Annotated in this window: 26 protein-coding genes and 1 pseudogene; 11 read left to right on the top strand and 16 right to left on the bottom strand. The window is 72.0% G+C overall.

The genetic code is table 11. The features are described 5' to 3' along the window. Positions 1 to 139 precede the first annotated feature (139 nt). Both IE145_RS31530 and IE145_RS31525 read left to right on the top strand, forming a co-directional pair. Positions 140 to 1390: a cytochrome P450 gene (locus tag IE145_RS31530; protein ID WP_189528844.1), complete on the top strand. Its 1251-nt coding sequence runs from the start codon at positions 140 to 142 to the stop codon at positions 1388 to 1390. A 5-nt stretch (positions 1391 to 1395) separates the two neighbouring features. Beyond that, complete coding sequence (locus IE145_RS31525; RefSeq protein ID WP_189528843.1) at positions 1396 to 1593, top strand: ferredoxin; 198 nt, start codon at positions 1396 to 1398, stop codon at positions 1591 to 1593. A 101-nt stretch (positions 1594 to 1694) separates the two neighbouring features. Here the strand turns inward: IE145_RS31525 and IE145_RS31520 are convergent, their stop codons facing one another. The 5 genes from IE145_RS31520 to IE145_RS31500 all read right to left on the bottom strand — a co-directional run bounded on the left by IE145_RS31520 (position 1695) and on the right by IE145_RS31500 (position 5945). Beyond that, positions 1695 to 3041: a hypothetical protein gene (locus IE145_RS31520; RefSeq protein ID WP_189528842.1), complete on the bottom strand. Its 1347-nt coding sequence runs from the start codon at positions 3039 to 3041 to the stop codon at positions 1695 to 1697. 205 nt (positions 3042 to 3246) lie between these two features. Next, positions 3247 to 3807: a tellurite resistance TerB family protein gene (locus tag IE145_RS31515; RefSeq protein ID WP_189528841.1), complete on the bottom strand. Its 561-nt coding sequence runs from the start codon at positions 3805 to 3807 to the stop codon at positions 3247 to 3249. A 75-nt stretch (positions 3808 to 3882) separates the two neighbouring features. Then, positions 3883 to 4539 (bottom strand): DedA family protein, encoded by a 657-nt coding sequence (locus IE145_RS31510; RefSeq protein WP_189528840.1) that lies wholly within the window; start codon positions 4537 to 4539, stop codon positions 3883 to 3885. A gap of 249 nt (positions 4540 to 4788) precedes the next feature. Then, complete coding sequence (locus IE145_RS31505; protein WP_189528839.1) at positions 4789 to 5148, bottom strand: hypothetical protein; 360 nt, start codon at positions 5146 to 5148, stop codon at positions 4789 to 4791. 140 nt (positions 5149 to 5288) lie between these two features. Beyond that, complete coding sequence (locus IE145_RS31500) at positions 5289 to 5945, bottom strand: TetR/AcrR family transcriptional regulator (protein WP_189528856.1); 657 nt, start codon at positions 5943 to 5945, stop codon at positions 5289 to 5291. A 315-nt stretch (positions 5946 to 6260) separates the two neighbouring features. Between IE145_RS31500 and IE145_RS31495 the strand changes: the two genes are divergently transcribed. From IE145_RS31495 to IE145_RS31485, 3 genes and pseudogenes are all read left to right on the top strand, one after another. Continuing rightward, positions 6261 to 7646: a lipase family protein gene (locus IE145_RS31495; protein ID WP_189528855.1), complete on the top strand. Its 1386-nt coding sequence runs from the start codon at positions 6261 to 6263 to the stop codon at positions 7644 to 7646. Between the two features lie 51 nt (positions 7647 to 7697). Continuing rightward, a pseudogene (locus IE145_RS31490) lies at positions 7698 to 8180 on the top strand (class I SAM-dependent methyltransferase); the annotation flags it as partial. Between the two features lie 74 nt (positions 8181 to 8254). After that, positions 8255 to 8881 (top strand): class I SAM-dependent methyltransferase, encoded by a 627-nt coding sequence (locus tag IE145_RS31485; protein ID WP_189528838.1) that lies wholly within the window; start codon positions 8255 to 8257, stop codon positions 8879 to 8881. Between the two features lie 4 nt (positions 8882 to 8885). On the opposite strand, the gene IE145_RS31480 is transcribed toward IE145_RS31485, so the two are convergent. Then, positions 8886 to 9437 carry a GNAT family N-acetyltransferase gene (locus IE145_RS31480; RefSeq protein ID WP_189528837.1) on the bottom strand — a complete coding sequence of 184 codons (552 nt, stop codon included), beginning with the start codon at positions 9435 to 9437 and terminating at the stop codon, positions 8886 to 8888. 251 nt (positions 9438 to 9688) lie between these two features. After that, the gene (locus tag IE145_RS31475) at positions 9689 to 9961 is read right to left on the bottom strand and encodes a DUF3253 domain-containing protein (RefSeq protein WP_189528836.1); all 273 of its coding nucleotides are present in this window, start codon (positions 9959 to 9961) and stop codon (positions 9689 to 9691) included. Between the two features lie 262 nt (positions 9962 to 10223). Between IE145_RS31475 and IE145_RS33810 the strand changes: the two genes are divergently transcribed. Continuing rightward, complete coding sequence (locus IE145_RS33810; RefSeq protein WP_268246832.1) at positions 10224 to 10349, top strand: hypothetical protein; 126 nt, start codon at positions 10224 to 10226, stop codon at positions 10347 to 10349. A 22-nt stretch (positions 10350 to 10371) separates the two neighbouring features. Here the strand turns inward: IE145_RS33810 and IE145_RS31470 are convergent, their stop codons facing one another. The 8 genes from IE145_RS31470 to IE145_RS31435 all read right to left on the bottom strand — a co-directional run bounded on the left by IE145_RS31470 (position 10372) and on the right by IE145_RS31435 (position 19883). After that, positions 10372 to 11313: a sigma-70 family RNA polymerase sigma factor gene (locus IE145_RS31470; protein WP_189528835.1), complete on the bottom strand. Its 942-nt coding sequence runs from the start codon at positions 11311 to 11313 to the stop codon at positions 10372 to 10374. A gap of 10 nt (positions 11314 to 11323) precedes the next feature. After that, positions 11324 to 12523 carry an NAD(P)/FAD-dependent oxidoreductase gene (locus tag IE145_RS31465; protein WP_189528834.1) on the bottom strand — a complete coding sequence of 400 codons (1200 nt, stop codon included), beginning with the start codon at positions 12521 to 12523 and terminating at the stop codon, positions 11324 to 11326. 143 nt (positions 12524 to 12666) lie between these two features. Next, complete coding sequence (locus tag IE145_RS31460) at positions 12667 to 13848, bottom strand: hypothetical protein (RefSeq protein WP_189528833.1); 1182 nt, start codon at positions 13846 to 13848, stop codon at positions 12667 to 12669. Positions 13849 to 13906: 58 nt separating this feature from the next. Beyond that, on the bottom strand, positions 13907 to 15163 hold the full coding sequence (locus IE145_RS31455) for a sugar ABC transporter permease (RefSeq protein ID WP_189528832.1): 1257 nt from the start codon (positions 15161 to 15163) through the stop codon (positions 13907 to 13909). Next, positions 15160 to 16023 carry an ATP-binding cassette domain-containing protein gene (locus IE145_RS31450; protein WP_189528831.1) on the bottom strand — a complete coding sequence of 288 codons (864 nt, stop codon included), beginning with the start codon at positions 16021 to 16023 and terminating at the stop codon, positions 15160 to 15162. Before IE145_RS31450 ends, IE145_RS31455 begins: the two co-directional genes overlap by 4 nt. A 68-nt stretch (positions 16024 to 16091) precedes the next feature. After that, positions 16092 to 17171 (bottom strand): substrate-binding domain-containing protein, encoded by a 1080-nt coding sequence (locus IE145_RS31445; RefSeq protein ID WP_189528830.1) that lies wholly within the window; start codon positions 17169 to 17171, stop codon positions 16092 to 16094. A 107-nt stretch (positions 17172 to 17278) separates the two neighbouring features. Then, entirely contained in the window at positions 17279 to 18769 is a 1491-nt protein-coding gene (locus IE145_RS31440; protein WP_189528829.1) for an FGGY-family carbohydrate kinase, read from the bottom strand. 58 nt (positions 18770 to 18827) lie between these two features. Next, positions 18828 to 19883, bottom strand: a complete 1056-nt coding sequence (locus IE145_RS31435) for a 2-hydroxyacid dehydrogenase (protein ID WP_189528828.1) — start codon at positions 19881 to 19883, stop codon at positions 18828 to 18830. A gap of 249 nt (positions 19884 to 20132) precedes the next feature. On the opposite strand from IE145_RS31435, the gene IE145_RS31430 reads away from it, so the two are divergent. The 5 genes from IE145_RS31430 (at position 20133) to IE145_RS31410 (ending at position 24633) form a co-directional block, all read left to right on the top strand. Further along, complete coding sequence (locus IE145_RS31430; RefSeq protein WP_189528827.1) at positions 20133 to 20783, top strand: histidine phosphatase family protein; 651 nt, start codon at positions 20133 to 20135, stop codon at positions 20781 to 20783. Between the two features lie 5 nt (positions 20784 to 20788). Beyond that, positions 20789 to 21565 (top strand): DeoR/GlpR family DNA-binding transcription regulator, encoded by a 777-nt coding sequence (locus tag IE145_RS31425; RefSeq protein ID WP_189528826.1) that lies wholly within the window; start codon positions 20789 to 20791, stop codon positions 21563 to 21565. A 124-nt stretch (positions 21566 to 21689) separates the two neighbouring features. Further along, positions 21690 to 23162, top strand: coding sequence for an FGGY-family carbohydrate kinase (locus IE145_RS31420; RefSeq protein ID WP_189528825.1), 1473 nt, complete (start codon positions 21690 to 21692; stop codon positions 23160 to 23162). A 105-nt stretch (positions 23163 to 23267) separates the two neighbouring features. Continuing rightward, positions 23268 to 23732 carry an outer membrane protein assembly factor BamB family protein gene (locus IE145_RS31415; RefSeq protein WP_189528824.1) on the top strand — a complete coding sequence of 155 codons (465 nt, stop codon included), beginning with the start codon at positions 23268 to 23270 and terminating at the stop codon, positions 23730 to 23732. A 10-nt stretch (positions 23733 to 23742) separates the two neighbouring features. Then, positions 23743 to 24633, top strand: coding sequence for a hypothetical protein (locus IE145_RS31410; protein ID WP_189528823.1), 891 nt, complete (start codon positions 23743 to 23745; stop codon positions 24631 to 24633). On the opposite strand, the gene IE145_RS33625 is transcribed toward IE145_RS31410, so the two are convergent. Next, positions 24602 to 24798 (bottom strand): hypothetical protein (locus IE145_RS33625; RefSeq protein ID WP_229825988.1); only part of this gene is annotated, 197 nt, incomplete at its 5' end. The two genes, IE145_RS31410 and IE145_RS33625, sit on opposite strands and share 32 nt — an antisense overlap.

Genomic DNA, 24798 nt, shown 5'->3' with positions numbered 1-24798 from the left:
GAAGACCGGCCATGTCCGATGCTCCGTGATATGGCCGGTCCATGCGTCGACCGGATAGGTGCCTGGGGCATCCAATTGGTGGTGGGTGCGGAGCGACCCGCTCCGCACCCACCACCGAGCACTGCGAGGCGACCGCTCCATGACGGAACCCACGACGGAACCGGCCCGCCAGGACCGTGCCTTCACCGGCACTGCCACCGAACCGACCCCCGCGCCACCGTTCCCACAGGACCGTGAGTGCCCCTACCACCCGCCCACCGGCTACGCATCACTGCGTGCACAGGGCCCGTTGAGCCGGGTCACGCTCTTCGACGGACGCCCGGTCTGGGCCGTCACCGGGCACGCGCTCGCTCGTCGTCTCCTCGCGGACCCCCGGCTCTCCACCGACCGCACCCACCCCGGCTTCCCCATTCCGGCCGAGCGGTTCACGCAGACGCGCCAGCGGCGCGTGGCGCTCCTCGGCGTCGACGACCCCGAGCACAACGCCCAGCGCAGGAAGCTCATCCCGAGCTTCTCGGTGAAGCGGATCGCCGCGCTGCGCCCGCAGATCCAGGAGACGGTGGACGGGCTGCTGGACGCGATGGAGCGGCAGGGGCCGCCCTCCGAACTGGTCGCCGACTTCGCGCTACCGGTGCCGTCGACGGTGATCTGCGCGCTCCTCGGCGTGCCCTACGCCGACCACGCGTTCTTCGAGGGCTGCTCGCGCCGCCTTCTGTGCGGCCCGACTGCGAGCGACGTGGACGGCGCGCGGATCGAACTGGAGGAGTATCTGGGCGCGTTGATCGACCGCAAGCGCGCGGAACCGGGCGAGGGGCTGCTGGACGAACTGATCCACCGGGACCATCCGGACGGGCCCGTCGGCCGCGAGGACCTCGTCTCCTTCGCCCTGATCCTGCTCGTCGCGGGACACGAGACGACGGCGAACATGATCTCGCTCGGCACGTTCACGCTGCTGCGGCATCCCGGTCAACTGGCGGCGCTGCGGTCCGGGGAGACGACGACGGCCGCGGTGGTCGAGGAACTCCTGCGTTTCCTGTCCATCGCCGAAGGCCTGCAACGGCTGGCGGCCGAGGACATCGAGGTGGACGGGACGACGATCCGCAAGGGCGAGGGCGTCTTCTTCTCGACCTCGCTCATCAACCGTGACGCCGACGTGTTCGACCATCCGGAGACGCTGGACTGGGACCGGTCCGCCCGCCACCATCTCGCCTTCGGCTTCGGCGTCCACCAGTGCTTGGGCCAGAACCTGGCCCGGACCGAGCTCGACATCGCCCTGCGCACCCTCTTCGAGCGGTTGCCGGACCTCAGGCTGGCCGTACCCGCGGACGAGATCCGGCACAAACCGGGCGACACCATCCAGGGTCTGCTCGAACTGCCCGTGGCCTGGTGAGGGGGATGGGCATCCGGGTCGACAGGGAACGCTGCGTGGGAGCCGGTATGTGTGCGCTGACCGCGCCGGACGTCTTCACACAGGACGATGACGGGTTCAGCGAGATGCTCCCCGACCGCCCGGCGGTGACGGACAGTCACCCACTGGTACGGGAAGCCGCACGGGCCTGCCCGGTCGGGGCGGTGTCCCTCACCGACAACTGAACCCCGACGACCGACGACGGCGGGGGACGGTCCGGGACGCCGGGTCCGGACCGGGCCGGACCCGGCGGGGGAGAGGCACCTGCCCCGCCGGGTCTCGGCCGCTACGCGGCGGGGGTCGGGTTGACCGTCACCCATGCCGTGTTGTTGCGGGGCTTCGGGTCGTGCGGGAAGCCGGTACCCCTGATCACTGGACGCAGGGCCACCTGCCCCTTCGCGTCGGGCACGACCGTGTCGACGCGGAGATCGAAGCGGAAGGTGCGCACGGTGTCCTCCAGCACCCAGTACGGCATCTCGCACACGTAACGCGGAGCGCCCAGACGCCCGGACGGGTAGTTGCCGTCATCCAGCGTGCGGGGCTCGCACGCGGCGGGCACGCGGGTGACGGTGACACCCTCGGGAACCGTGAAGTCGACCAGGGCGACCGAGTCACCCGAACCGAGGTTGCCGAGCCAGCCCGGCCCCTTGTTGCGGAAGGTGAGTGAGGCCTTCACGGTCTCGCCCACGGCGCCGCGGACCCGGGAACCGCGTACCGCGAAGTCGGCCGTGTTCACCGCGTCCACCGCGAGAATCCTGTAGTTGTTCTCGTCGTTGATGTCCGCGACCCCGTCGGCGGGCTGCACGCCGACGTCGAGACGCTCCCGCAACGCGTGGTCCGCCAGGGCGATCCGCAGCGGCTCCGGCAGGGTGAAGCTCTCACCGGACTGGAGCACCCGGTCGAAGGCGCACTCGGCACGGGACATGGGCGCGTAGTCGCCGCCCGTCTGCGTGTACGTGCACGCGTCGTACCGCGAGTCGAAGCCGAGGCCGTACGACGCCATCATCCCGAGGGTGAAGCCTCGGGCGGGCTCCTTCCCCTCGTTGGTCACCCTGAGCGGCGCCGTGAGCACCGACCCGGGGGCGGCGCCCTTCACCGGGTCGAGCCCCTCCAGGACGAGGTCGGGGCCGGAGGCCACGGTGAGCGTGGTCTCGAAGGAGTCCAGCGGCGCCTGCAGCGTCCCCTCCGGGCCGCCGGTCGCGGTCGCCGCGTACGTGATCCGGCCCTGCGCTCCCGCCTCGGAGCCGTCGGCGGCGCGGACCTCCAGCAGCACCTGCGGGCTGTAGTCCGAGCCGAGCACGGGCACCTGGGCGACGGAGCACACGGCGGTCGTCCCCGTGGGCGCGCAGTTCTCGGGCCAGGTCACCTCGGCCACACCCGCGAGGCCGGAGACGTCGACGGTCAGACGGCCGTCCGTGACGGTGAAGCTGGAGTTGTCGTGGTACAGGCCGACCTGGACCGGGGTACCGGTCTCGGCGCCTGTCTGCAGGTTCTTCTCGGACGGCGCGGCGATCCACAGCTGGTCGGACTCGGCGGCGGACGCCGGTACGGACAGAGAGGCCAGCAGGATTCCGGCGGTCGCGACGGCACCGGCGCCGAAGCGTACGAACGGGTGGACGGAGACGGGTCTCATGGTTCTCCAGTGACTGGGCACAAGCACTCCTGCCGGGGCGTGGGATGCCCCGGCAGTCCGTTTGACGATCAAGGAACGCCCAAGGTTGTGCTGTGCTCGTTCGAACCGGACGGAACGTCGGCGAAAAGCCCCGATCACTCCGACGGCCCGTCAGGCGGGCCCGCCGCCCGGCACCGAGAGCCGAGGCGACCGGGCACCGGACGGCTCAGAGGCCGAACTCCTGCGGGGAGACACCGAGCGCCACGCACGCCTCCCGCAGAACCTGCGCCTCGGCCGGGGCGATGTACCCGTCCGCGCCGGCGATCACGAACCCGGTCTGGACGACCGCCTTGGCCTCCACCGGCTTCTTCGCCGCCTTGGCGATCTCCTGCATGGCATCGGCCTTGCCCTGCTGGAAGTTGAACATCAGCTGGTCGACATGCCTGTTGAACCGCTGCCGCAGCTGCTCGGGAGGGAAGTTCTGCAGGACGTCGTTCTGCAGGATCAGGTTCTCCACATGGTGCCGCTCGGCGGGGTCGACGGATCCGTCGGCGGCCGCGACCAGCGCGCACATCGCCATGCTGGCGTCCCGGTAGGCCCCGCTCTTGAGCTCCGTCTTCAGGGAGCCGAGCTGCGACTTGAGCAGCCCGACCAGCTTCTCCTTCGAGCCCCCCGAGGCGCCCGGGCCCCCTGTTCCCGGCTGCCGCTGACCGGCAGGGCCCCTCGCGCCCTGCGCCTGCTGCTGCAGCCCCTTGGCCTGGTCCTTGATGCGATCCCACATTGCCATGCCTGCCACCTTGTCGATCGGATCGATGGGCCGCGCACCGCACGCGACCCCTTGACGGTCATGCCTGGAAAACGGTCATACGTGGTGGGTCTGCCGCTCGCCCCGTCGGGCACGCACCCTGCGAACGACCCACACGGCGAGCGCCGCGACGACCAGCCCGAGCACCACCTTGGAGAGCACCCCGACGTAACGCTCCACGAGGTCCCACTGGTCACCCAGCAGATATCCGGCCATCACGAGGAGGAAGTTCCATACGAAGCTGCCCAGCGCGGTGAAGACAACGAAGATCGGCAGGGGCATCCGCTCGACGCCCGCAGGGATGCTGATCAGGCTGCGGAAAATCGGAATCATCCGGCCGAAGAAGATGGCCTTCCTGCCGTGCTTGAGGAACCACCTCTCGGTCTTCTCCAGGTCGGACACCTTCACCAGAGGGAGCCGCCCCCACAGGGCGTACATCCGCTTCCGGCCGAAGAGGGCCCCGATCCAGTAGAGCGCGACCGCCCCCACCACCGAGCCCAGCGTCGTCCAGAAGAGGGCGGAGAACAGGCTGATCACTCCCTGCCCCGCCGCGAAGCCCGTCAGCGGCAGAATGATCTCACTCGGCAGCGGAGGGAAGAGGTTCTCCAGGGCGATCGCCAGCCCGGCCCCGGGGCCGCCCATGGTGTCGACGAGGCCGGTCGCCCACCCTGCGATGCCGCTCGTCGGTTCCGAGGCGAGGGGGAAGTGGTACATGTACGTCTGCTCCAGGGGTGGGTCATAGTTTTCGGGTATCCCCGTACGGCCTGTATCACGAGGGAATGGCGCGGTCCACGTGCTGATAAAGGACTCAGAAAGTCGAAAGCCGAAAGACGAAATAAAGGCGAAACAGGGGATGCGGATGCGCGATACGTGCGGGTAGGGACGCGGCGGCCGGCGCGTGGCGGCGGGCGGAGGACCGGCGCTCGCATTCCGGACGATCACCGGGTGACCGGACGGCCTCCCTCAGCAGCGAAGGATCCGGGCCTGGGCAGGGATCGGCGGCCCCCATGACGCAGCATGGTGCCGAAAGACGCCCGCCGGGCAGTCGTTCAGATCCGGTACCGAGGAAGAAGAGCCTGCCTGAGCGGGGGGCGAAGCCGTCGTGTTTCCCGCCTTGTGGCGCTGCTGGAGTGTGACGTCACCGTCCACGCCGTCCAGCGGAACGGACGGTCCCGATACGTCGAACACGGACACGGCATGGGCCGGCGAAGGCGCTGCCGCGTCGACGGCGCCCAGAGTCCGGGAGGAGCCCAGGGCGAACGCGGAAATCATCAGAAGCGCGGCGATACCGGCGTAGAGGGCCAGCATCTCCCTGCAGCGCATTCCTACGCTCCTTGTCCCGGTCGATTCGGCCCGTAGAACGAACTGCCAAAGCCGCTCGGCGAATTACCGACGCAGGGCTGCACTCTAACAGCCCGAACTGAAGGGAACCTGAAGCCCATTTCGCTCAGCGCCCGCGGGGGTCAGTACGGCAGGCCCTCCGCCGCGGCCCGCAGCGCGGCCAGGACGCACGCCGTGATCTCCTCACCCGAGGCCTCGGGATCGTCCGCGTAGCGATGCGCGAACTCCTCCGCCGCCGCGCGCAGCGCGCCGTTGACCGCTGCCGCGTGCACCTTCGTGCGCAGGTCGTCGGCGCTGCCACCGGATCTCCGGGCGAGGAGCTCCGCGAGCACCGGCAGGGCGTCGTCGTGGGCCTGCAGCCAGACGGCCCGGAGTGCGGGCTCCGTGGACGTCATACGGATCAGATCGAGGATGGCCGGGGCTGCTGGGGGCAGGGTGCCGCTCCGGCCGGTCCGCGTCACGAAGTCCACCAGTGTCATTTCGGACGGCCACGCGGCCAACTGGTCCACGGCGAAGCGGAGCCCTGCCGAGAGTATGGGCAGGACGCAGCTCTCCTTGGTGGGGAAGTGCCGCCACAGCGTGCGGGACGAGATGCCCACGGCCCGGGCGATCTCCTCGCCCGTGGTGCCGGCGACGCCCTGCGAGGTGAACAGGCGGACCGCCTCACCGGCGATCTCCAGGCGGAGGGCCTCCCGGCGCCGCTGAGCGAGCGACGGTTTCCCGACGACCTCCGCCCCGAGACCGCCGCTCGCCTTGAACCAGCCCTCTGTGGACGGCAGTTCACTCACCTACGCCCCCGGATTCCGTTCCCGCCCCTGGCCCCGTTTTGTCCCGGCAGCATAGCGGCCGCTGGAGGAAATGACGTGTGCAGACGTCTTGTCACTGAGTGACACGCGGACCTACGCTGCCGAAACTGACCGACGAGTAACAAAGCTGTTCCGAAGGGGGCTTGGTATACCACGCCGTCTCCTTCGTCCCCTACCAGCTCGGCCGCCCCCGGCCGCCTCCACGACCCTCAAACCCTCCGCGAGAGAAACGAGGAACACACCGTGAGCCGCACGAGAGCCCGTTTCCGTTCCACCACCACCGCTGACCTGGACCCGGGTCAGGGCGCCGTCCGGCCCGAAGAAGCCGGCCGCCACCGCCGCCCCTCGGCCCGCGGACGCGCCCTGGCTTGTGTCCTGGCCGCGGGAACCGCCTGCGCGGGCCTGTCGGCCGTCCCGGCATCCGCGGCCGAGGCCCCTCCCGTGGTCTCCCGAGGTGTCACCATCCCGGAGTTCTATACGCCTCCGGCCGAACTACCGACAGCCAACGGCGCGTTGATCCGCACCGAGGCCCTGCCGCTCGGGCTGAACATCCCGGGCCTCGACGGCCGCCCGATGCCCGGCACCGCGACCCGCCTCATGTACAAGTCCACCGACTCGGCAGGGCAGCCCGTGGCCGTGACCGGCGCCTACATCGAGCCCTCGGCAGCATGGAAGGGATCCGGCCCGCGCCCCCTGGTCGCCGTCGCCTCGGGCACCATGGGCCAGGGCGACCAGTGCGCGCCCTCCTTCGCTCTGCAGCACCCGCTCACCCTCAACGGCGACACCGTCTCCGTGGGCTACGAGGCGCTGGCCATCTACCGCATCCTGGCCACCGGGGCGGCCGTCGTCGTCACCGACTACGTGGGCCTGGGCACCACGGACCGCCTGCACACCTACGTCAACCGCCTCGACCAGGGGCACGCCCTGCTGGACGCGGCCCGTGCCGCGCGCTCCGTGCCCGGCGCCTCGGTCACCGCGGCCTCCCGGACCGGCCTGTACGGCTACAGCCAGGGCGGCGGCGCGAGTGCGGCGGCCGCCGAACTCCAGCCCTCCTACGCCCCCGACGTACCGCTCGCCGGGACCTACGCCGGCGCGCCGCCCGCCGACCTGACCGCGGTCATGAAGGGCATCGACGGCAGCGCGCTCGCCGGTGCGCTGGCCTGGTCGATCAATGGATTCGCCCAGTCCGACCCCGACCTGCGCGCGGTCGTCGAGGCGAACATCAGCACCACCGGGAAGGCCGCTCTGGCGGACGCCTCCACCATGTGCGTCGGCGACGCGATCTTCGGCTACGGATTCACCAAGAGCAGCAAGTGGACCACCAGCGGCAGAACCATCGGAGAGATCATCGCAGCCGAGCCCCGGGCCCGGGCCGCCCTGGAAAAGCAGCGCATCGGAACGCTCAAGCCCTCCGGTCCCGTGCGTCTGGCCACCGGTGTCAACGACGACATCGTCCCTCACGCCCAGGCCCGCCGACTGGCCGTCGACTGGTGCCGCAAAGGCGGTGACATCACCTACGACGCCGTCGTCCTGCCGAATCTCGGTGACAAGATCCTCACCAACCACCTCGTGCCCCTTCTCACCGACCAGGGCGCGGCGATCGGCTGGCTGACCGACCGGCTCGCGGGCAAACCGTCCACCTCCAACTGCTGGTCCATGCCGATCCAGCCCTGAGCCCCGGACCGGCACTCCGCGCACCCCGGCGGGTATCCGGCCGTGCACCGATCGGCCCCGGCCACGGCGAGCCTCGGCCGCACGGCCGGCACCGGCACCGTCTCCCGCCGGCTGCCGGCCGAGGCCGGGGTGGCGAGCGTGCTCGCAGTCGACCGCGACGTACGGTTCCTGGAGCACGCCCCGCCCCCGGCCTCCGGACGCTTCAGGCCGACGTCACCGCCCCCGACTTCGCGCCCGGATCCCTTCAGCTCGTCCACGCCCGGTTCGTGACGATGCACCTGCCCGAGCGGGACCGCCTGACTCGACCACGTGGCAGCGGAGATCCACGTTCCGCCGCTGGTGCCGGGCAGCGCCATCAGCCGCTTCTGGGCCGGCACCTGGCAGCGCAGCAGGCAAGCCGTGGTCGCCACCGGCCCGATCGACGACGCGGGCATCGACGCGGCGGTCCGGTACCTGGAGAGCGACGCATGCGCCGCGTTGTCGGCCGGGATGCTCACGGTGTGGGGGCGAAAGCCCCGAGGAACGACCGGCTGACCTCACGCGGCTCCGTGCGGGCGGCTCGTCTATGCTCCCGCTGGGAATGGGCGAACCGGAAGGCATACGGAAACATGACAGGGCAACGCGACCGTTGGGCAGAACTGACCGGTGGACAGGCGGGGGACGAGTACGCGCGGCGATTCGCCCGGCTCGCCGCAGCGGGCCATGACGTCCACGGCGAAGCGACTTTCTGCACCGCGCTGCTGGAGCCCGGGGCCCGCGTGCTCGACGCGGGCTGCGGCACCGGCCGCATCGCGATCCGGCTCGCCGAACTGGGCCACCACTGCACCGGCGTGGACGTCGACTCCTCGATGCTGGCCGTCGCACGCCGCACGGCGCCCGCACAGGACTGGCTCCTCGGTGACCTGGCCCGGCTGGACACCCTCGGCCTGGACACGGACTTCGACCTGGTCCTCGCCGCCGGCAACGTCATCCCTCTGCTGGCCCCCGGCACCGGAGCGGCCGTCGTCGGGCAATTGGCCGGCGCACTGCGCCCCGGCGGTCTCCTGGTCACGGGCATGGGACTGGACGCCGCCCACCTGCCGCTGGAGGAAGCGCCGGTGACCCTCGCCGAGTTCGACGCGTGGTGCACCCGGGCCGGACTGTCCCTGCGTCAGCGCTACGCCACCTGGAGCGGCGACCCCTACAACGACGGCGGCGGCTACGCCGTCAGCGTGCACACGCGCCCGGCCACCTGAACGCTCACCGGAGACGGGGTGCGACCGGCCGCCACGCGCCGAACCACTGCTCCGCGCCGAACTCCTCGAACCGTGTCACCTCGGTGAAACCCAGCTTCAGCGCGAGGCGCATCGAAGGGGCGTTGGCGAGCTGAGTGCAGAGCCCCACCGGCTCCCCGGGGCACGCGGCGGCGAACCAGTCGAGCGCGGCGGCGCACGCCTCGGCGGCGTACCCCGAACCCCACGCCTCCGGCAGGAACATGTAGCCGAGTTCGGTGCAGCCGCCCTCCGGACGGAGCCGTCCCGGACGCTCGGCGTCCCGCTGTTCGAGCGTGACCGTGCCGATCATCGCCCCATCGAGCTCCACGACGAAGAGCCCGGGTCGCCGCCCCGGCACCTCGGGGACGGCGCGTTCGAGCTCCTCCCGCGCGTGGGGACCACCGAGGTGGGCGCGCACCTTCGGCGAAGCGAACAACTCGACGAACGCCGCACGGTCGCGGGCCTCGGATTCACGGAGCACGAGCCGTGCCGTTCCGATCGGGGCAGGTGGCCAGGAAAACGATGCGGGTTCCGTCATGGCGGGGAATCTAGCGCACACCTGTGCGCAGCCGGGGGTGGGTGCGTGGTCGCGTGGCTCAACTGGGCCGTACGTCCGACGGGTTGAGCGGAACCGGTTGGCACGACCGGTCGCACGACTCCCGGCCCCGGGCACCCCTCGTGAGCATCGACCGGCCGAGGCCCACCCAGAATGACCCCGTACGACGAGCGGCCCCTCCTCCTCGGCGAGTCACGATGCTCCGCAGGAGGCGACCCGCTGCTCCGCGGACGTCAGCGGACGCGGCGGATCCGGATCGGCCCCCGCGCCTCGTCCGGCTCGACCGGCCGCCCACCCTGGGTGATCTCGACCCGACCGGCTCCGACCAGCCGCCGAGCCGCCTGGCGGGCGGGCTCCATCAGGGACCGCCAGCCGTCGTCGTCGCCCCCGTACACCGAGCGCGCGGCATCGGAGGGACAGATGGTCGCGGCCGGCCCACGCTGCTCCAGCAGGTCGAGGATCGCCTGCTCCAGACGCCGGACGGTCCGCCCTTCGTGCGAGGTCACCTCTTCATGGTGGCACCGATACGCGGACGGCGCCCGGCCCCGACGCCCGCCCGACGCCCCTGGAGCGACCGGCCTGCCCACCCGCGTCCCCCTGCTCGCCCTCCGACCCCTGACGCCCGAGGCGGTCGCGGAGTTCGTCGCACTGCCGACGGCACCACCGGCGGGCGATGACGTCGAAGCCCTCGACGCGGAACTGGCACGCCGTGGATGGAGCTGGGAGCACGAACTGGCCTGCGAATCCTTCCGTACGAGACACGGACACGTGCTCTGCTCCGACGACCAGAACCCCTTCGGGCAGCAGCCCCCTCTGACCTGCGCACCCGAACTGCCGTCCGTAGCCGACGAGAAGGCGCTCGAAGCGTGGATCACCGCGCACGTCGACCGGTGACCGTCCGGCACCACGGCCCCGGTCACCACGCGCCGACGACCGGGACCCCCGGGTCGTACCGCCGCCAGGCCTCGTCGAGGCGCGTCAGCCGGTGCGCGGCGGCGATGCCGTACAGGGCCGAGACCTTGCCGTCGCCGATGTCGAACGCCACGGCCCCCACGACCCGCTCCCCGACCACGGCGACGACGGCCGGGGAGCCGTTGACCCGAGCGACGTACATCGTGATGGGGCCACCGGCCAGCCGGCGCTTCGCCGGGGTGGGCTTGAACCCGGCCCGTACGAAGGAGGCGACCCGCTCGGGCGTCCGGTACCGCAGCAGCCGCCTGGCCAGACCCGCGCCGTCCGAGACCGCCGTCACGTCGTCCGTGAGCAGCGCCACCAGCCGGTCGGTGCGCCCCGACGTGGCGGCGGCCAGGAACTCCTCGACCACCCGGCGCGCTGCCGCGGGGTCAGGCGCACCGCCGCCGCGACGCCGTTCGTCCGCGAGCCGGGTCCGGGCCCGATGGGCGTGCTGCTGGCTCGCCGCCTCCGAGATGTCGAGGATCGCGGCGATCTCGGCATGGCTGTACGCGAAGGCCTCCCGCAGGACGTAGACGGCCCGCTCGTTCGGCGAGAGGCGCTCGACAAGGGTCAGCACGGCCAGGGACACCGACTCCCGCTGCTCGAACGTGTCGGCCGGGCCGAGCATCGGGTCGCCGTCGAGGAGCGGCTCGGGCAGCCACGCGCCGGCCGCCCGCTCGTGACGCGCCTGCGCCGAACGGAGCCGGTCGAGGCAGACATGGGTGAGGACCTTGGTCAGCCACGCCTCCGGCACCTCGATCCGCTCGCGGTCCGCGGCCTGCCAGCGCAGGAAGGTGTCCTGCACGGCGTCCTCCGCGTCGGCCGCCGACCCGAGCAGGCGGTACGCGAGCGAGGCCAGCCTGCCCCGACCGGCCTCGAACGTGTCCACCGCCGCACTGTCCATGCGGAACACCCTAGGCGGCGACCCGGACAGCGGCCCGGTCGGACGCCGGAGCCGGCCGCCGCCTGCGCGTCGGCAGGCCGAACGTCGGATGGGCGATGCCCCATTCGGCCCCCTTCAGAATCCCCGACTTGAGCCGCGCGGCCGCCCGGCCGCCCAGATACCAGGACTTCGACCGGACGTCCCCGCCCACCATCTGGAAGATCGCGTCCCGGCGGCCGAGGCTGATGTGGTTGCCGAAGTACTTCAGCTCCGTGGACGGGACCTCGTCGCCCGTCAGACGCGCGATGATCGCGGCGGTCGCCTGCATATTGGTGAGCCCCGCCGAGGCGCAGGACATCGGGAGGGGCAGGCCGTTCTCCCCGATCGCGTAGGCACAGTCACCGGCGGCGTAGACGTCCGGGTGCGAGACCGAGCGCATGGACCGGTCGACGACGATCTGCCCGGTGGCGGCGACCTCCAGGCCGGCGGCGGCCGCGATCGGGTGCACGGCGAACCCGGCCGACCACACGGTCACCTCGGCCGGCAGGGCCGTACCGTCGGCGGTGATCGCCCGGGTCGGCTCGACGGCAGCGACGGCGGTGTGCTCGTGCACGGTGACGCCGAGCCGGTCGAACGCTTCCCTCAGATGACGGCGGGCCCTGGGGGAGAGCCAGGAGCCCGGCTCACCACGGGCGGCGAGCGCGACCGAGAGACCGGGCCGCGACTCGGCCAGCTCGGTCGCGGTCTCGATGCCGGTCAGCCCCTCCCCGACGACGAGGACGGACCCGCCCTCGTCGAGGCCGTCCAGGCGCTCACGCAGACGCAGCGCCGCGTCCAGACCGGTCACGTCGAAGGCGTACTCGGCCACGCCGGGGACATCGTGGTGGGCGGCGGAGCTGCCGAGCGCGTAGAGCAGAGTGTCGTAGGGCAGCTCCCCGGGCCCGTCCTCGCCGCTCACGGCGACCGTCCTGCGCTCGGGGTCGAGGCCGGTCACCCGGGCCAGCCGCAGTCGCACCCCGGTGCCCGCGAACACGTCGGCGAGCTTGCGGCGCGCGATGTCCTGCCCGGCCGCCACCTGGTGGAGCCGCATCCGCTCGACGAAGTCGGGTGCGGCGTTGACGACGGTGATCTCGGTGTCCGCCGGGGAGAGCCTGCGGGCCAGATTCCCGGCGGCGAAGGCCCCGGCGTACCCGGCGCCGAGTACGACGATGCGGTGCTTCCTGAGCGTCATGACGGACTCCTGTCTCGTTCGCGTACTCCTTGAACGGGACAGCGCGTCGATTGCTGACAGCGCGCCGATGTGACGTGGGCCACCCGGGTGCGGCGGTGCGGGCCCGCCCTGTCACCCGCGCCGGGGAACGTGCCGGGACAAGCTCAGACGGCGCGCCCCCGCACCGCGAACGGGTTCGGCACCGCCCCCGTCCAGCGGTGCAGCACGGCCCGGCCGGTCTGCAGCGTGGTTCCCCCGGAGTCGACCGTGCCGGCCTCGGCCACGTAGTAGCGGCCGTCGTCGAGCGAGACCAGACCGTACTGACCGGCCGACTCGTAGCCGTACACGCCGGACGGCTCGTGGTGCAGCCCGCGCGGCAGGAGGGAGACGATGCGGCCGGACTCGGGGCGCGGCTGCCCTTTCACCTCACCCCGGCGGGCGGGCTTCGAGCCGTCCAGCACATAGAGCGTGTAGTTGGGAAAGGCCGCCTTCTTGCCCTTGTACACGGCCATCAGCCAGTTGCCGCTGTCCCCGTCGTACTCCAGGTTCTGGACTCCGTAGGTGGTGTTGCCGGTGTAGGCGAAGAACTTGCCGGCGGGGGAGGCGGGACCGCTGGTGTGCAGCGCGTCCTCGCTGAGCGGCCGCTCGTACTTCCGCCAGTCGCGCACGTCGTACTGGAGCAGCACCTGGTGGTCGTTGTCGGTGCGGGCGGTGTTGGAGTACACCCCGTACGCGACCGTGAGCCGTCCGCCGCCCCTGCCGTTCAGATCGGGACCGAAGGCGACGCCGTCGATTCCGCTGCAGCCGTAGCGGTGGTCGGGGGTGTTTCCGGTGTCGCCGTCGAAGACCCCGTCGCCGTTCATGTCGGCGGTGTAGTCCCGCACGACCTCCCGGAGATGGACGGTGGAAAGCACATCGGTGGTCCGGGCGTCCATGTTCATCCGGGTGATCCGGGACCCGTCGAAGATCGCCACATAGAAGGCCCGGGCCGCCTTGTACTCCAGGGAGCCGTAGACCCGGCCGTCCGCGCTGTTGAAGTCCAGATCGCCCAGATGTCCGGTGAGCCCGGTGACCGACCCGATCGCTCTGCCCGCCAGGTCGGTCTTGACCAGCAGATCGGTGAAGGAGAAGTACATGTGGCCCCGGCGGCGGTCGATGGCCGTGCCCTGGAGATGCCCGGACGACCAGGCTCCGCCGTCCACGGAAGCGGGCAGGCCGGAGGCGGAGGCGGAGGACGGGGACGGTGTACGGGCGTGGGCCGAGCCCCCGCTCACCGCGAGGACGGCCGAGGCGAGGACGGCGGACAGGAGCAGGGTGGCGACGTGCGTGCGTGCTCGGCTTCGCATGGTTCTTCCGGGGGCGTGATCCTGGGGTGGGCGGGCGTTGCCGGATACGGACGGTGTCTCAGGCCCTGCCGTGGGAGACCCGCGAACGCCGGGCGACCGCGTCCAGCGACACCGCCAGGAGCAGTACCCCGCCGGTGACCATGAAGCGGTAGGCGGAGTCGAGATTCAGCAGAGTGAGTCCGCTGGAGATGGACTGGATCACGAGCACGCCGAGCAGGGCGGCGAAAGCGGTGCCCCGGCCGCCGAACAGACTGGTGCCGCCGATGACGGCCGCGGCGATGGCGTTGAGGTTGACGTCACCGCCGCCGCTGCTCTGATTGGCCGCGGCGAGCCGTGAGGCGGAGAGCATCCCGCCGACACAGGCGAGCGTCGTGCACAGCACGAAGGCGGCGGTGAGGACGGCCTTCACGTTGACGCCCGCACGCCGGGCCGCCTCCATGTTGCCGCCGACCGCGTACATCGACTTGCCGAACGAGGTGCGGGACAGGACGTAGTGCAGCACCAGCACCAGGGCGAGGAAGAACACGAACATCCACCCCACCCCCCGGTCCCGGTTGAGATACCAGACCGCCCCGCCGAGACCGGCCAGCAGCGCCAGGCTCCGCGCGACGAGCAGACGCCGGGACGCGGCGGCCAGGCCCGCCCGGCGGCGCTCCGCGGCGCGGGCGGCACCTGTCGCGTACAAGGCCGCCGCGCCCACGACGACCAGCGTGTACGCCAGCCAGGGCGGCAGGAACTGAAGCTGGGCGAAGGACACGAGGCCCGAGTCGAAGGGCAGGTTGATCGAGCCCTTGGGCCCGAGGATCCACAGCTGCACACCGAGGAACCCGAGGAGGCCGCCGAGCGTGATGACGAAGCTCGGCACCCCGATCCGGTTGTGGACCTGGGCGTAGAACCAGCCGATCAGAGCCGCGAGGACCAGTGACGCGGTGACGGCGAGCCAGGCCGGCAGCCCCCGGTCCACGAAGAGGACAGCCAGGACGGCGGCGCTGAGTCCGCTGACCGACCCGACCGACAGATCGATCTGGCCGACGAGCAGGACGCAGACGACCCCCAGGGAGATGATGCCGACCGGCACGCTCTCCAGGGCGAGGTTCGTGAGGTTCGCGCTCGAAAGGAAGACGGGGTTGAGGATCTGCATGACGGCCCAGATCACGACGAGGCCGGCGAGGACGGGCAGGAGGCCGAGGTCCCCGCCGCGCAGCCGGTCCGACACCACCCGCCGGCGGCTTCGCGCCCGACCGGACCAGGTCGTCGGCTGCCCGGCCCCGTTGTGGGCGGGTTCGGGGCTCGTGACAGCGGCCGACTCCGTCATGACGCGTCCCCCTTGTGCGCCGCTTCCGTTCCCCTGTCCGCTGCCGCCGCTCGCTCGTCCACGGCCCGGTCCCGTCCGGCGCGGCGGCTGACCACGTTGTCGGTGGCCCCGGTGATGGCGGCCACCAGATCCGCCGCCGTCGCCTCGGCCGCGTCGAAGACACCGTTGTTCCGGCCCAGCCGCAGGACGACCACCGTGTCGGCGACGGCCCGTACGTCGGCCATGTTGTGGCTGACCATGATGACGCCCAGGCCGCGCTCGCTCAGCCGCTCGATCAGGTTGAGGACCTCCGCCGTCTGCGCGACGCCCAGCGCGGCCGTCGGCTCGTCGAGGATGATCACCTTGGGGTCCCCCAGCAGGGTCCGCGCGATGGCCACCGTCTGCCGCTGGCCACCGGACAGGGCCGCGACCGGGACCCGTACCGAGGGGATCTTCGCCGACAGCTCCCCGAGAAGGGCGCGGGAACGGACCTCCATGGTCACCTCGTCCAGGCGCAGCCCGCGCAACTCCCTTCCGAGGAAGAGGTTTTCGACGACGTTCAGGTTCTCGCACAGGGCGAGGTCCTGGAACACGGTCGCGATGCCGAGCCGCTGCGCGGTGGCGGGGGAGGGGATGGATACGGTGCCGTGGCCGAAACCGACGGTTCCGGCGTCCGGCTGGTGCACCCCGGAGAGAACCTTCACCAGGGTGGATTTTCCCGCGCCGTTGTCGCCCACCAGGGCGACGACCTGCCCAGCGGAGACGTCGAGGTCGACATCGGTGAGTGCGGCGACGGCGCCGAAGGACTTGCTGATCCCGCGGAGCAAGAGCAGCGGGCCTCCTGACGGCTCGTGAGGGGAGGGCAAGGACTCAGCGGTCATGACCGGCCTTCCGAGGCAGGCGCGCGGGCGGGCAGAAGGGCAGGCGGAGAGAGGGAACGGGCCCGCGACTACGTGATGCCCACCTCGGCACAGGCCGCCGCGTACGTCGCCGTGCACACCTCGGCGGTCTTCAGCGGCTTCCCGTCGCCCACCAGAACCTCAGCGATGTTCTCGCGGGTGACCACGGTGGGGGTGAAGAGCTCCGAGGGAGTGTCGAAAAGCGTGGTCTCGCCCGTGGGCTTCTTCCCCTCGGCGAAGGAGAACGCGGCGACGGCCGCGGCTTCTGCGACGGTCTTGATGGGCTTGGAGATGGTGTTGTACTGGTCGCCCTTGATGATCCGCTGGGCGGCGGCGAGTTCGGCGTCGTTCCCGGTCACCGGTGGGACGGTGGCCCCGGCCGCTTTGAACGCGGCGATGGAACCGCCTCCCGTGCCGTCGTTGGCGGCCGCCACCCCGGCAATCTTCCCCGGGAACTTGGATATCTGGCCGCTGACCCAGCTCTGCGCCTTCCCCGGCTCCCAGGCCGGCGTGTCGTACTCGGCGAGGAGCTTGAACCCGCTGGAGTCGACCGCGCTGTGGATGCCCTTCTTGATCAGGCCCGCCGCCGCGTCGGTCGGCGATCCGTTGACCTGGAGGAGGCCGCCCTCGGCCGAGGTGGCCTTGAGGTGGTCGACCAACGACTGGCCGATCATGGCGCCGATCTTCTCGTTGTCGAAGGAGACGTAGTAGTCCGCCCTGACCGCCGGGATCGGCCGGTCGTAGGCGATGACGGGAACCCCCCGGCTCTGTGCCGTACGGACGGTGCTGGCCGCGGCGGCGGAGTCCACCGGATCGATCACGATGACGTCGGCGCCCTGAGCGAGGGCGGAGTCGGCCTGCTGCTGTTGCTTCGCGGCGTCGCCGCCCGCGTTCTGGTAGAGCACCTCGCAACCGCCGCACAGATCCTTCACCTTGGCCTTGAAGAGCGGCGCGTCGTACAGCTCGTAGCGGGTGGAGGCGATGTCGGGCATCAGGAACGCGATCTTCGCGTCCTTCGACGACTTGCCCTCCGGGCTGTTGGGCGCCTTCGTCGAACAGGCTGCGGCGGAGACGATCACCGTCATCACCGACAGAGCCGCGGCAAACGATCTGGCAGAGCGTTGCTTCACTGGAATCTCCCGGTCTTCAGGCAGAGAGTCTCCTTCGCGTCAAATTAACATCGAGAATGTTATGAGTGTCAATGGTCATGTCATAAATAACAGACAGGTGGGAGCGCTCAGAGGGGGCGGACCGCATGACCCGGTCCGGCCGGCCGCGCCGGAGACCCCCACGCCGTCCGGGCGGCCGCCAACTCCGCCCGGTAGCGCGCGTATCCGTCCTCGTACAGCGCCCATACGTCCTCGCGCGGACCGACCACCTGATGGCGCCCCGGCGGCGCCTCGTACCCCGGCGACAGCGAGCCCCTGGCGACGGACACCACACCGAGCGCGCCGACCTGTTCCTCCAGCGGGATGCGTACGGGACGGCCGAGGACGTCGGCGATCAGCCGGGCCCACGTCAGCGAGCGTGTGCCGCCGCCGCACAGGGCGAGGGTGCCGCTCAGCCCGGCCGCCTCCAAGCAGTGCCGGGCCGCGTAGCCGATGGCCTCGCAGACGGCCCGGACCGCGTCCGCCCGTCCGGTCGCCAGGCTGAGCCCGTCGAGTCTGCCCTGCGCCGACGGCTCGACGAAGGGGGCCCGTTCGCCCGCCTCGGACAGGAAGGGGAAGGCACGGACGCCCCGGGCGCCGGGCGGGCTGTCGGCCAGCAGGGCGTCCACATCGGCCGTGGTCGCGCCGACGAGAGCGAGCACCCACTCCAGCGCGGCCGTCCCCACCATCGCGGGCATGGCGCGCAGCCACCGGTCGGGAGCCGGTGTGCACAGCCACATGCCTGCGGGCTCGGCGAGCGGATCGAGATCGACCCGGTCGGTCAGCACCTGGCTCGCGAGGGTCGTGCCGAGGATGAGGACGCCGTCCCCCACCTCACGCACCCCGCTGCCGATCGCGCAGGCCGGCAGGTCGTACGGCCCCGCCACGACCGGCAGCCCCTCGGGGAGCCCGAGGAGTCCGGCGCCCTGACCGTGGAGCGCGAGCACCGTGCCCGGAGGGGCGGGAGCCGGCAGCAGCCCCGCCCGTCCCGCCACCCCGCACGCCGCCAGGGCCTCGGGCGCGTAACGGCGGGTACGGGGGTCGAGGAACGGCAGCGTCGCGTCGGAGGCATCGAGGCACACCCGGCCGGTCAGGCGCTGGGCGACCGCGTCGACGCAGTACCCCGCGACGGCGGCCCGGTCCAGCGAGTGGGGCTCGTGCTCCTGGAGCCAGTTCAGCAGCGGGCCGTGGCAGCCGGGGAACATCCCGGACCCGGTGTGCGCGTAAGCCGTGCCGATCGTGCCGTCCGTCAGCCAGCGGGTCACCAGGTCCGAGGCCCGCGCGTCCATCCACGAGATGGCGGGCCGCACCGCGCGGCCGCCGGAGTCCCGCAGCCACAGCCCGTCCCCCTGCCCGGTCAGCGCCACCGCGTCCGGCAGCCGGCCGAGCTTCGCGGCCACCTCCCGTACCACTGCGCCGACCCCGGACACTACAGCGTCGAGATCCTGCTCGACGCGCCCGCCCGGCAGCATCTCCAGGTGCGAGCGCCGGCTCGCGGAGGCCAGGGACCCGCCGCCCGCGTCGAACGCCACCGCCTTGGTGACCGACGTACCGATGTCCACGCCGATGATGGTCCTCAACCCTGCTACCTCCTGTGCGAGCCGATGGATTGCGGGGCGCCGGCGGCGGAAGAGGCCGTCAGGAACCGCCGTTCTCCAGGACGTCCCCGTTCGCGAGATGCCGCAGCTTCTCCCCCCGCGCGAAGCGGCCGACCTCGGCGGCGGTGATGGCCGCCGCCCGGTGCGCCGTCTGGCGCGTCGCGCCCGCGAGATGAGGCGTGGTGATCACATGCGGTACGTCACGCAGGGCCCAGTCAGCGGGGATCGGCTCGACGTCGTACACATCCAGGGCGAGCGCCCCGAGAGCCCCGCTGCGCAGCAGTCCCGGCAGCGGCGTGTGGTCGAGCAGCCCGCCGCGGGCGGTATTGACCAGGACCGCACCGGGCGGCAGCAGCCCCAGACGGCGGGCGTCGATCAGATGGCGGGTCTCCTCGGTCAGCCGGGCGTGCAGGCTGACCACCGAACTCCGGCTCAGAAGATCGTCCAGCTCGACGAGTTCGACACCGTCCGCCGCGACCCCCTCGGGGTCGGCGTACGGGTCGGCCGCGAGCACGTGCGCCCCGAAGGCGCGCGTCACCCGCGCCACGATGCGGCCGATGGCCCCGTAGCCCACGAGCCCGACCGTGGCCCCGCCGAGCTCGCCGCCGACCTCCTCGTACGCGTAGAGATCGCCCCGCCAGACGCCCCGCTTCAACTCCGCGTCGGCGGCGGGGACGCGCCGCATCGCGGCGAGCATCAGCCCGACGGCGAACTCCGCGGCGGCCGGGGCGTTGCGGCCGGGGGCGTAGCTGACCCTGACCCCGTGCCGGGTGGCGGCGGCCAGGTCCACATTGACCGGCCCGCCGCGCGAGACGGCGACGAGCCGCAACGCGGGCGACGCGGCGAACACCCGCTCGGTGAAGGGGGCCATCTGCGTCACACAGACGGACGTCCCGTGCAGCGCCTCCACGAGCTCGTCCTCCGTCCCGCTCGCCTCACGGACCTCCGCGACCGGACCGAAAGGCTCGTGGGGCCAGGGGAGAGTCAGCTCCGAGAACTCCGGGAGCTCGCCACCCGCGCGGGACAGCTCCTGACTCACCGCCGCGCGGATCAACGCGGGACGGACGAAGTGGTCGCCTGCGGCGAGGATGCGCATGACGTCGGATTCCTTCTGCGAGGAGAGAGCCGCCGGGGTGGATGCCGAGCACGTCGGAGCCTTGCTCCGCGCCTGATCCGAGTCCGATCCGGGCCGCGAGGAGCCGGTCCCGGTCTGTGGAATTTCTGTTAAATTTAACAGCGCCCGCGTGAACCGGCAATGCGCCCGGCCGACACGGGTCACGGCAGCCCGGCAACTGCGTGCGCTTCGCCTCGATGCATCGGCCCCGACCCGGAAAGGGCGGTCTCCATGACCTCGCGTCTCCTGCTCGTACGGCACGGCGAGACCGAGTGGCACGCGGAGAACCGGTACGCCGGCGTCACCGACGTCGCCCTGACGCCCCGGGGCGTGGCCCAGGCGGCCGGCCTCGGGGCCTGGGCCGTGAAGAGCGGCGTGCACGCGATCGTCTGCTCCCCGCTCAGCCGCGCCCGCCTGACGGCGAGTCCGGCGGCCGAGGCGCTCGGCCTGGCGGTGGAGGTCCAGGAGGGCCTTCGGGAGGTGGACTTCGGATGGGGCGAGGGCCGGACCGTCGAGGAGATGGCCGAGGAGGACCCCGAAGCCGTACGGCGGTTCCGCGAGGACGCCGCATCCGGCGCCTTCCCCGGCTCCGAACCCGTCGCCCGGGCCGCGGCACGGGCGACCGCGGCCCTGCGCGACCTCGCGGACCGCCACCCCGGGGGCAGGGTGCTCGTCGTCGCCCACAACACCCTGCTGCGCATCGCCCTGTGCGAACTCCTCGGGCTGCCCCTCGGGCGCTACCGGCGCATCTTTCCCCGACTGGACAACGGGGCCGTCACGGAGATCGAGATCCGCGGCACGGAGACGGCGCTGCGCTCGCTGAACGTGCCCACAGCGCCGCCCCCCGGCCCCGCGCCCGGTCCGAGCCCTGCGGGAGACTGACCTCCATGACCAAGAGATCTGCCGAAGAGCGCCGACGGCTCATCGCCGACCATGTCGTGGAGCAGGGCACGGCCACGGGCGCCGCCCTCGCCCAGCTCACGGGCGTGAGCCTGATGACCGTCCACCGGGACCTCGACGACCTGGCGCGGCAAGGGGTGCTGCGGCGCTTCCGCGGTGGCGCGTCGGCCCTGCCCTCCACGGTGTTCGAATCGAGCCTCGACTACCGGCTCGGCGTCAACACGGCGGAGAAGAAGGCCGTCGCGCGGGCCGCCGCCGCGCTGGTGGAGCCCGGCATGTCGGTGATGCTCGACGATTCCACCACGGTGCTGGTCATGGCGGGTCTGCTGGTCGACCTCGCCCCGCTCACCGTCGTCACCAACGCCCGCCGGGTGCTGGACGTCTTCGCCGGATGCGAGGGCATCCGGCTGATCGCCCTGGGCGGGGAGTACTCACGCACCCACGACTCCTTCCTCGGGATGCCCTGCGTCGAGGCGGTGGAGGCGCTCTCGGTTGACCTCGTCGCGGTCTCCACGTCGGCCCTGGACGCCAGGACGGCCTACCACCAGGAGCAGGACGTGGTGCTGGTCAAACGGGCCATGCTCACCTCGGCGGCGACGAAGGTGATGCTCATGGACCACACCAAACTCGCCCGGACCGCACTGCACCGGGTGGGCCCCGTCGGCGACCTGGACCATCTCGTCGTGGACGACGGAGCGGACGCCGAACTGCTGGGCAAACTCCGCGAACGGACCCGGGTCACGGTGGCACCCATCGGCTCATGAGCCCGCTCCTCCACCACTATGGAACCGATGTTGACTTCACATACGGGCTATCACGGCGACGGACGGCCCCCGACCGGTGGACCGACGTGGACACGTGAGACCCCCGGGGAAGGACGCCTTCCGCATGAACAGTGAATCCCCTCGCCCCGTACCCCCCTCCCCGGCCGTCATCGGCATCGACGTGGCGACCGCGTCCGTCCGCGTGCTCTGCGTGGACGGACAGGGGCGAGCGCTCGCCGAGGCACGGGCGGATCTCCCGCCCCCCGTACGGACCGCCGCGGGAACGAGCGAGCAGGACGCCCGGTCGTGGTGGCCCGCCGTACGGTCGGCCCTGCGCCGCACCACGTCCGCGCTGCCCCGGGGCGGACGCGAGGTGGTCGCGGTGGCCGTGTCCGCCACATCCGGCACCCTTGTGCCCACCGGGGCCGACGGCGAACCGCTCGGCCCGGCCCTGATGTACGACGACCGGCGTGCCGCCGGTATCAACGCCGGGGCCCAGCGGGCGGGCAGCGCCCGGTGGGACGCGCTCGGCCTCGCGGTGGGCCCCACCGCCGCACTCGGCAGGGCCGTGTGGTGCCTGCGAACGTACGGCTCCGCTCTGCATCACGTCCTGCACACCCCCGAGTTCATCGGCCGCGACCTGACGGGCCACCCGGTGCCCACGGACTGGAGCCACGCGCTCAAGTCCGGCTACGACGCCCGTGCGGGGGAGTGGGCGCACGAGGTCTTCGACGCCCTCGGCCTCCCGCTCGCCTTGCTCCCCTCCGTCGGCGCCCCCGGCACCGAGGCCGGGGTCGTCGGCCCGGAGGCGGCCGAGGCCACGGGCCTGCCCGAAGGGTGCTCCGTACGCCTCGGGATGACGGATGGCTGTGCGGGCCAGATCGCCACCGGGGCGGTCGAGCCGGGCCGGTTCGTGGGCGTCATCGGCACGACGTACGTTCTCAAGGGGGTGTCCGAGCACCTGGTGCGCGATGCGACCGGGGCGTTCTACAGCCACCGCCACCCCGACGGCTGGTGGCTCCCCGGCGGGGCGTCCAGCACGGGAGGGGAGTGCCTGGCCGACGTCGCCCCCGCCCGCCTGCCCGCGCTGGACGCCGCCGCGACGGCCCGGGGCCCCGCCACGCATGTGCGCTACCCGTTGCGCCGGGACGGTGAACGGTTCCCCTTCGTCTCCGGCGCGGCGCGCGGCTTCGAGCTGGGCCGCCCCCGCGACGAGGCGGACGCCCACCGCGCCGCACTGGAAGGCGTCGCGTTCCTCGAACGCCTGGCCCTGGAACGGGCCGAGCGCCTGGGCATCCCGGTGCTCGGCCCCCTGCACGCGGCCGGCGGGGGAAGTCGCAGCGCCGCGTGGACGGCGATCCGGGCCACCGTGCTGGACCGCCCGGTCCGGGTCGTCGGGCGCGCGGAAACGGCGTTCGGCGCCGCGCTGATCGCCGCGACCGGCACGCTCCACGAGAATCTCACGGCGAGCGCCGCCGCGATGGTGCGCACGGGGGCGCTCGTCGAGCCGGTGCCAGGGGAACGCCCGGCCCTGGAGGAGTCGTACGGCCGCTTCGTCGCGGCGCTGCGCGAACGCGGCTGGCTCCCCGACGGCTGACGCGACCGCGCCCCGACGGTGCGAGCACGGCCGTGTGACGGCGCAGGGGATGACGGCGGGGCGCCCAAGCCCGCCTGGACCGAGTCCGCCGCCGTCCACCCCGCCATGGGTGATGGCCAGCTGACCGCCGTATCCGGCCTGGTACTCGCCGCCGGTAAGGCGATGACCGCCCGGGACGCCGCGTCGGGCAAGGAGAAGCGGACGCTTGAGGCCGGCCGGTTCGGCACGTTCCGGCAGCCGGGCGTGGTGGACGGCGTGCTGTACGTCGCCGACAGCTCCCGGAGGCTCTGGGCGGTCCGCCCGACGACCGGCGCGAAGATCTGGCAGAGCGAGGACATCGCCGAGGCGGACACCAAGACCCCCTGGCAGTACGTCGAGGCCGGCGGCACGCTGTACGCAGCGACGGAGCTGGACGAGAAGGGCGGCGTGCACGCCGTCGACGCGGCGACCGGTAAGCTCCGCTGGATGTTCAACGACGGCAGCGGCGACTATCACGAGTGGCTTGTGGCCACCGACGGCAAGCTCGTCTTCGCCCTGCACGGCAAGAAGCTGCACGCACTTCCGGTATAGGGGCCTGGCCATGAGATTTCGGTTGTTCCGTGCCGCGATACCCCTGGTGGCGCTCGGCGCGCTCTTCTGGCCGACGATGCTGACGTACACCTTCCTGGCAGGGGAGCGGGCCACAGCGCAGGTCGCCGAATGCCACCAGGGCGGAAGCCGCAGCCCGCTGAGGTGCTCCGGCACCTGGCGCACGGCCGACGGCGACTCCGGCTCCGGCGGAGTCTACGGGCTCGGCTCCAGCGCTGCCGGCCGGACCGTCGCGGTGCGTGTCGGCCCGATGGGCCCGTACCGTCCCGGCGTCAGAGCCGTCGCGCTGCCCGTCTCGGTGTCGCTGTTCTGGCTGCTCTCCTTCGGTGGCCTGACGGTGCGGGTGCACCGGGCGGGAAGGCGCGCGCGTCGGCTGCTGGCCGAACCCGCCCTTCCCGAGCACCTCTTGACCGTCACGGGCAAGGCCGCGCACACCCTCGACGGCCGACGATCGGCCTCGGTGGTCCCGCTGCCCGCGCCTCCCACACCTCCCGCACCAGGCGTGAGGGCGACGTACTGGGATGTCCACGACGGCGCGGGCCGGCCCGTGTGCCGGGTCGAGAAGCGCGGCACGAGGAAGTCCCTGCCGGAGCTCGTCGTATGGGAGCCGTCCGGCGGTGGCCACGTCATCCGCCCCACCAGCGGACACTCGCCCGGCCACTACACGCTGTCGGCTTTCGACGGAACACCGGTGGGCACCGTCGAGCCCTTCGCCGGTACGAAGTGGGGTGCGTACGCCTTCAAGGACCTCCAGGGCGTCGTACGAGCCCGCGGCGTCTGCCGCATGCCCGAGTGGGTGCTGCGCCTGGAACCCGGCGCTCCGCCGCTCTTCCTCCGCCTCGCACTCGCCTTCACGACCGGGCAGCGCCGCCAGATCCGCTGAGCTGGCCGGTTGAGCCGGCCGGCTCCACCGCAATCACCGGTCGGGCCCGCCTCGTTCGACCCGCACACCCTGGTTGCGACCGGCGGCGACGAACCTGGGTGGTCTTGTTGGTCGGGTTGTTGGTCGGGTTGTTGGTGTTGGTGTTGGTGTTGGTGGTGGGTTTTG

Source organism: Streptomyces sindenensis (genome assembly GCF_014649035.1).
In the GTDB taxonomy this organism is placed as follows: Bacteria; Actinomycetota; Actinomycetes; order Streptomycetales; family Streptomycetaceae; genus Streptomyces; species Streptomyces sindenensis.
Note: the sequence above shows the minus strand (reverse complement) of the source record. Positions and strands in the feature narration are given on the sequence as shown.

Bases quoted from the DNA above. Each gene is read 5' to 3' on its own strand.
- IE145_RS31530 (WP_189528844.1), top strand. From the start codon at position 140: ATGACGGAACCCACGACGGAACCGGCCCGCCAGGACCGTGCCTTCACC.
- IE145_RS31525 (WP_189528843.1), top strand. From the start codon at position 1,396: ATGGGCATCCGGGTCGACAGGGAACGCTGCGTGGGAGCCGGTATGTGT.
- IE145_RS31520 (WP_189528842.1), bottom strand. From the start codon at position 3,041: ATGAGACCCGTCTCCGTCCACCCGTTCGTACGCTTCGGCGCCGGTGCC.
- IE145_RS31515 (WP_189528841.1), bottom strand. From the start codon at position 3,807: ATGGCAATGTGGGATCGCATCAAGGACCAGGCCAAGGGGCTGCAGCAG.
- IE145_RS31510 (WP_189528840.1), bottom strand. From the start codon at position 4,539: ATGTACCACTTCCCCCTCGCCTCGGAACCGACGAGCGGCATCGCAGGG.
- IE145_RS31505 (WP_189528839.1), bottom strand. From the start codon at position 5,148: ATGCGCTGCAGGGAGATGCTGGCCCTCTACGCCGGTATCGCCGCGCTT.
- IE145_RS31485 (WP_189528838.1), top strand. From the start codon at position 8,255: ATGACAGGGCAACGCGACCGTTGGGCAGAACTGACCGGTGGACAGGCG.
- IE145_RS31480 (WP_189528837.1), bottom strand. From the start codon at position 9,437: ATGACGGAACCCGCATCGTTTTCCTGGCCACCTGCCCCGATCGGAACG.
- IE145_RS31470 (WP_189528835.1), bottom strand. From the start codon at position 11,313: ATGGACAGTGCGGCGGTGGACACGTTCGAGGCCGGTCGGGGCAGGCTG.
- IE145_RS31465 (WP_189528834.1), bottom strand. From the start codon at position 12,523: ATGACGCTCAGGAAGCACCGCATCGTCGTACTCGGCGCCGGGTACGCC.
- IE145_RS31460 (WP_189528833.1), bottom strand. From the start codon at position 13,848: ATGCGAAGCCGAGCACGCACGCACGTCGCCACCCTGCTCCTGTCCGCC.
- IE145_RS31455 (WP_189528832.1), bottom strand. From the start codon at position 15,163: ATGACGGAGTCGGCCGCTGTCACGAGCCCCGAACCCGCCCACAACGGG.
- IE145_RS31450 (WP_189528831.1), bottom strand. From the start codon at position 16,023: ATGACCGCTGAGTCCTTGCCCTCCCCTCACGAGCCGTCAGGAGGCCCG.
- IE145_RS31435 (WP_189528828.1), bottom strand. From the start codon at position 19,883: ATGCGCATCCTCGCCGCAGGCGACCACTTCGTCCGTCCCGCGTTGATC.
- IE145_RS31430 (WP_189528827.1), top strand. From the start codon at position 20,133: ATGACCTCGCGTCTCCTGCTCGTACGGCACGGCGAGACCGAGTGGCAC.
- IE145_RS31425 (WP_189528826.1), top strand. From the start codon at position 20,789: ATGACCAAGAGATCTGCCGAAGAGCGCCGACGGCTCATCGCCGACCAT.
- IE145_RS31420 (WP_189528825.1), top strand. From the start codon at position 21,690: ATGAACAGTGAATCCCCTCGCCCCGTACCCCCCTCCCCGGCCGTCATC.
- IE145_RS31415 (WP_189528824.1), top strand. From the start codon at position 23,268: ATGGGTGATGGCCAGCTGACCGCCGTATCCGGCCTGGTACTCGCCGCC.
- IE145_RS31410 (WP_189528823.1), top strand. From the start codon at position 23,743: ATGAGATTTCGGTTGTTCCGTGCCGCGATACCCCTGGTGGCGCTCGGC.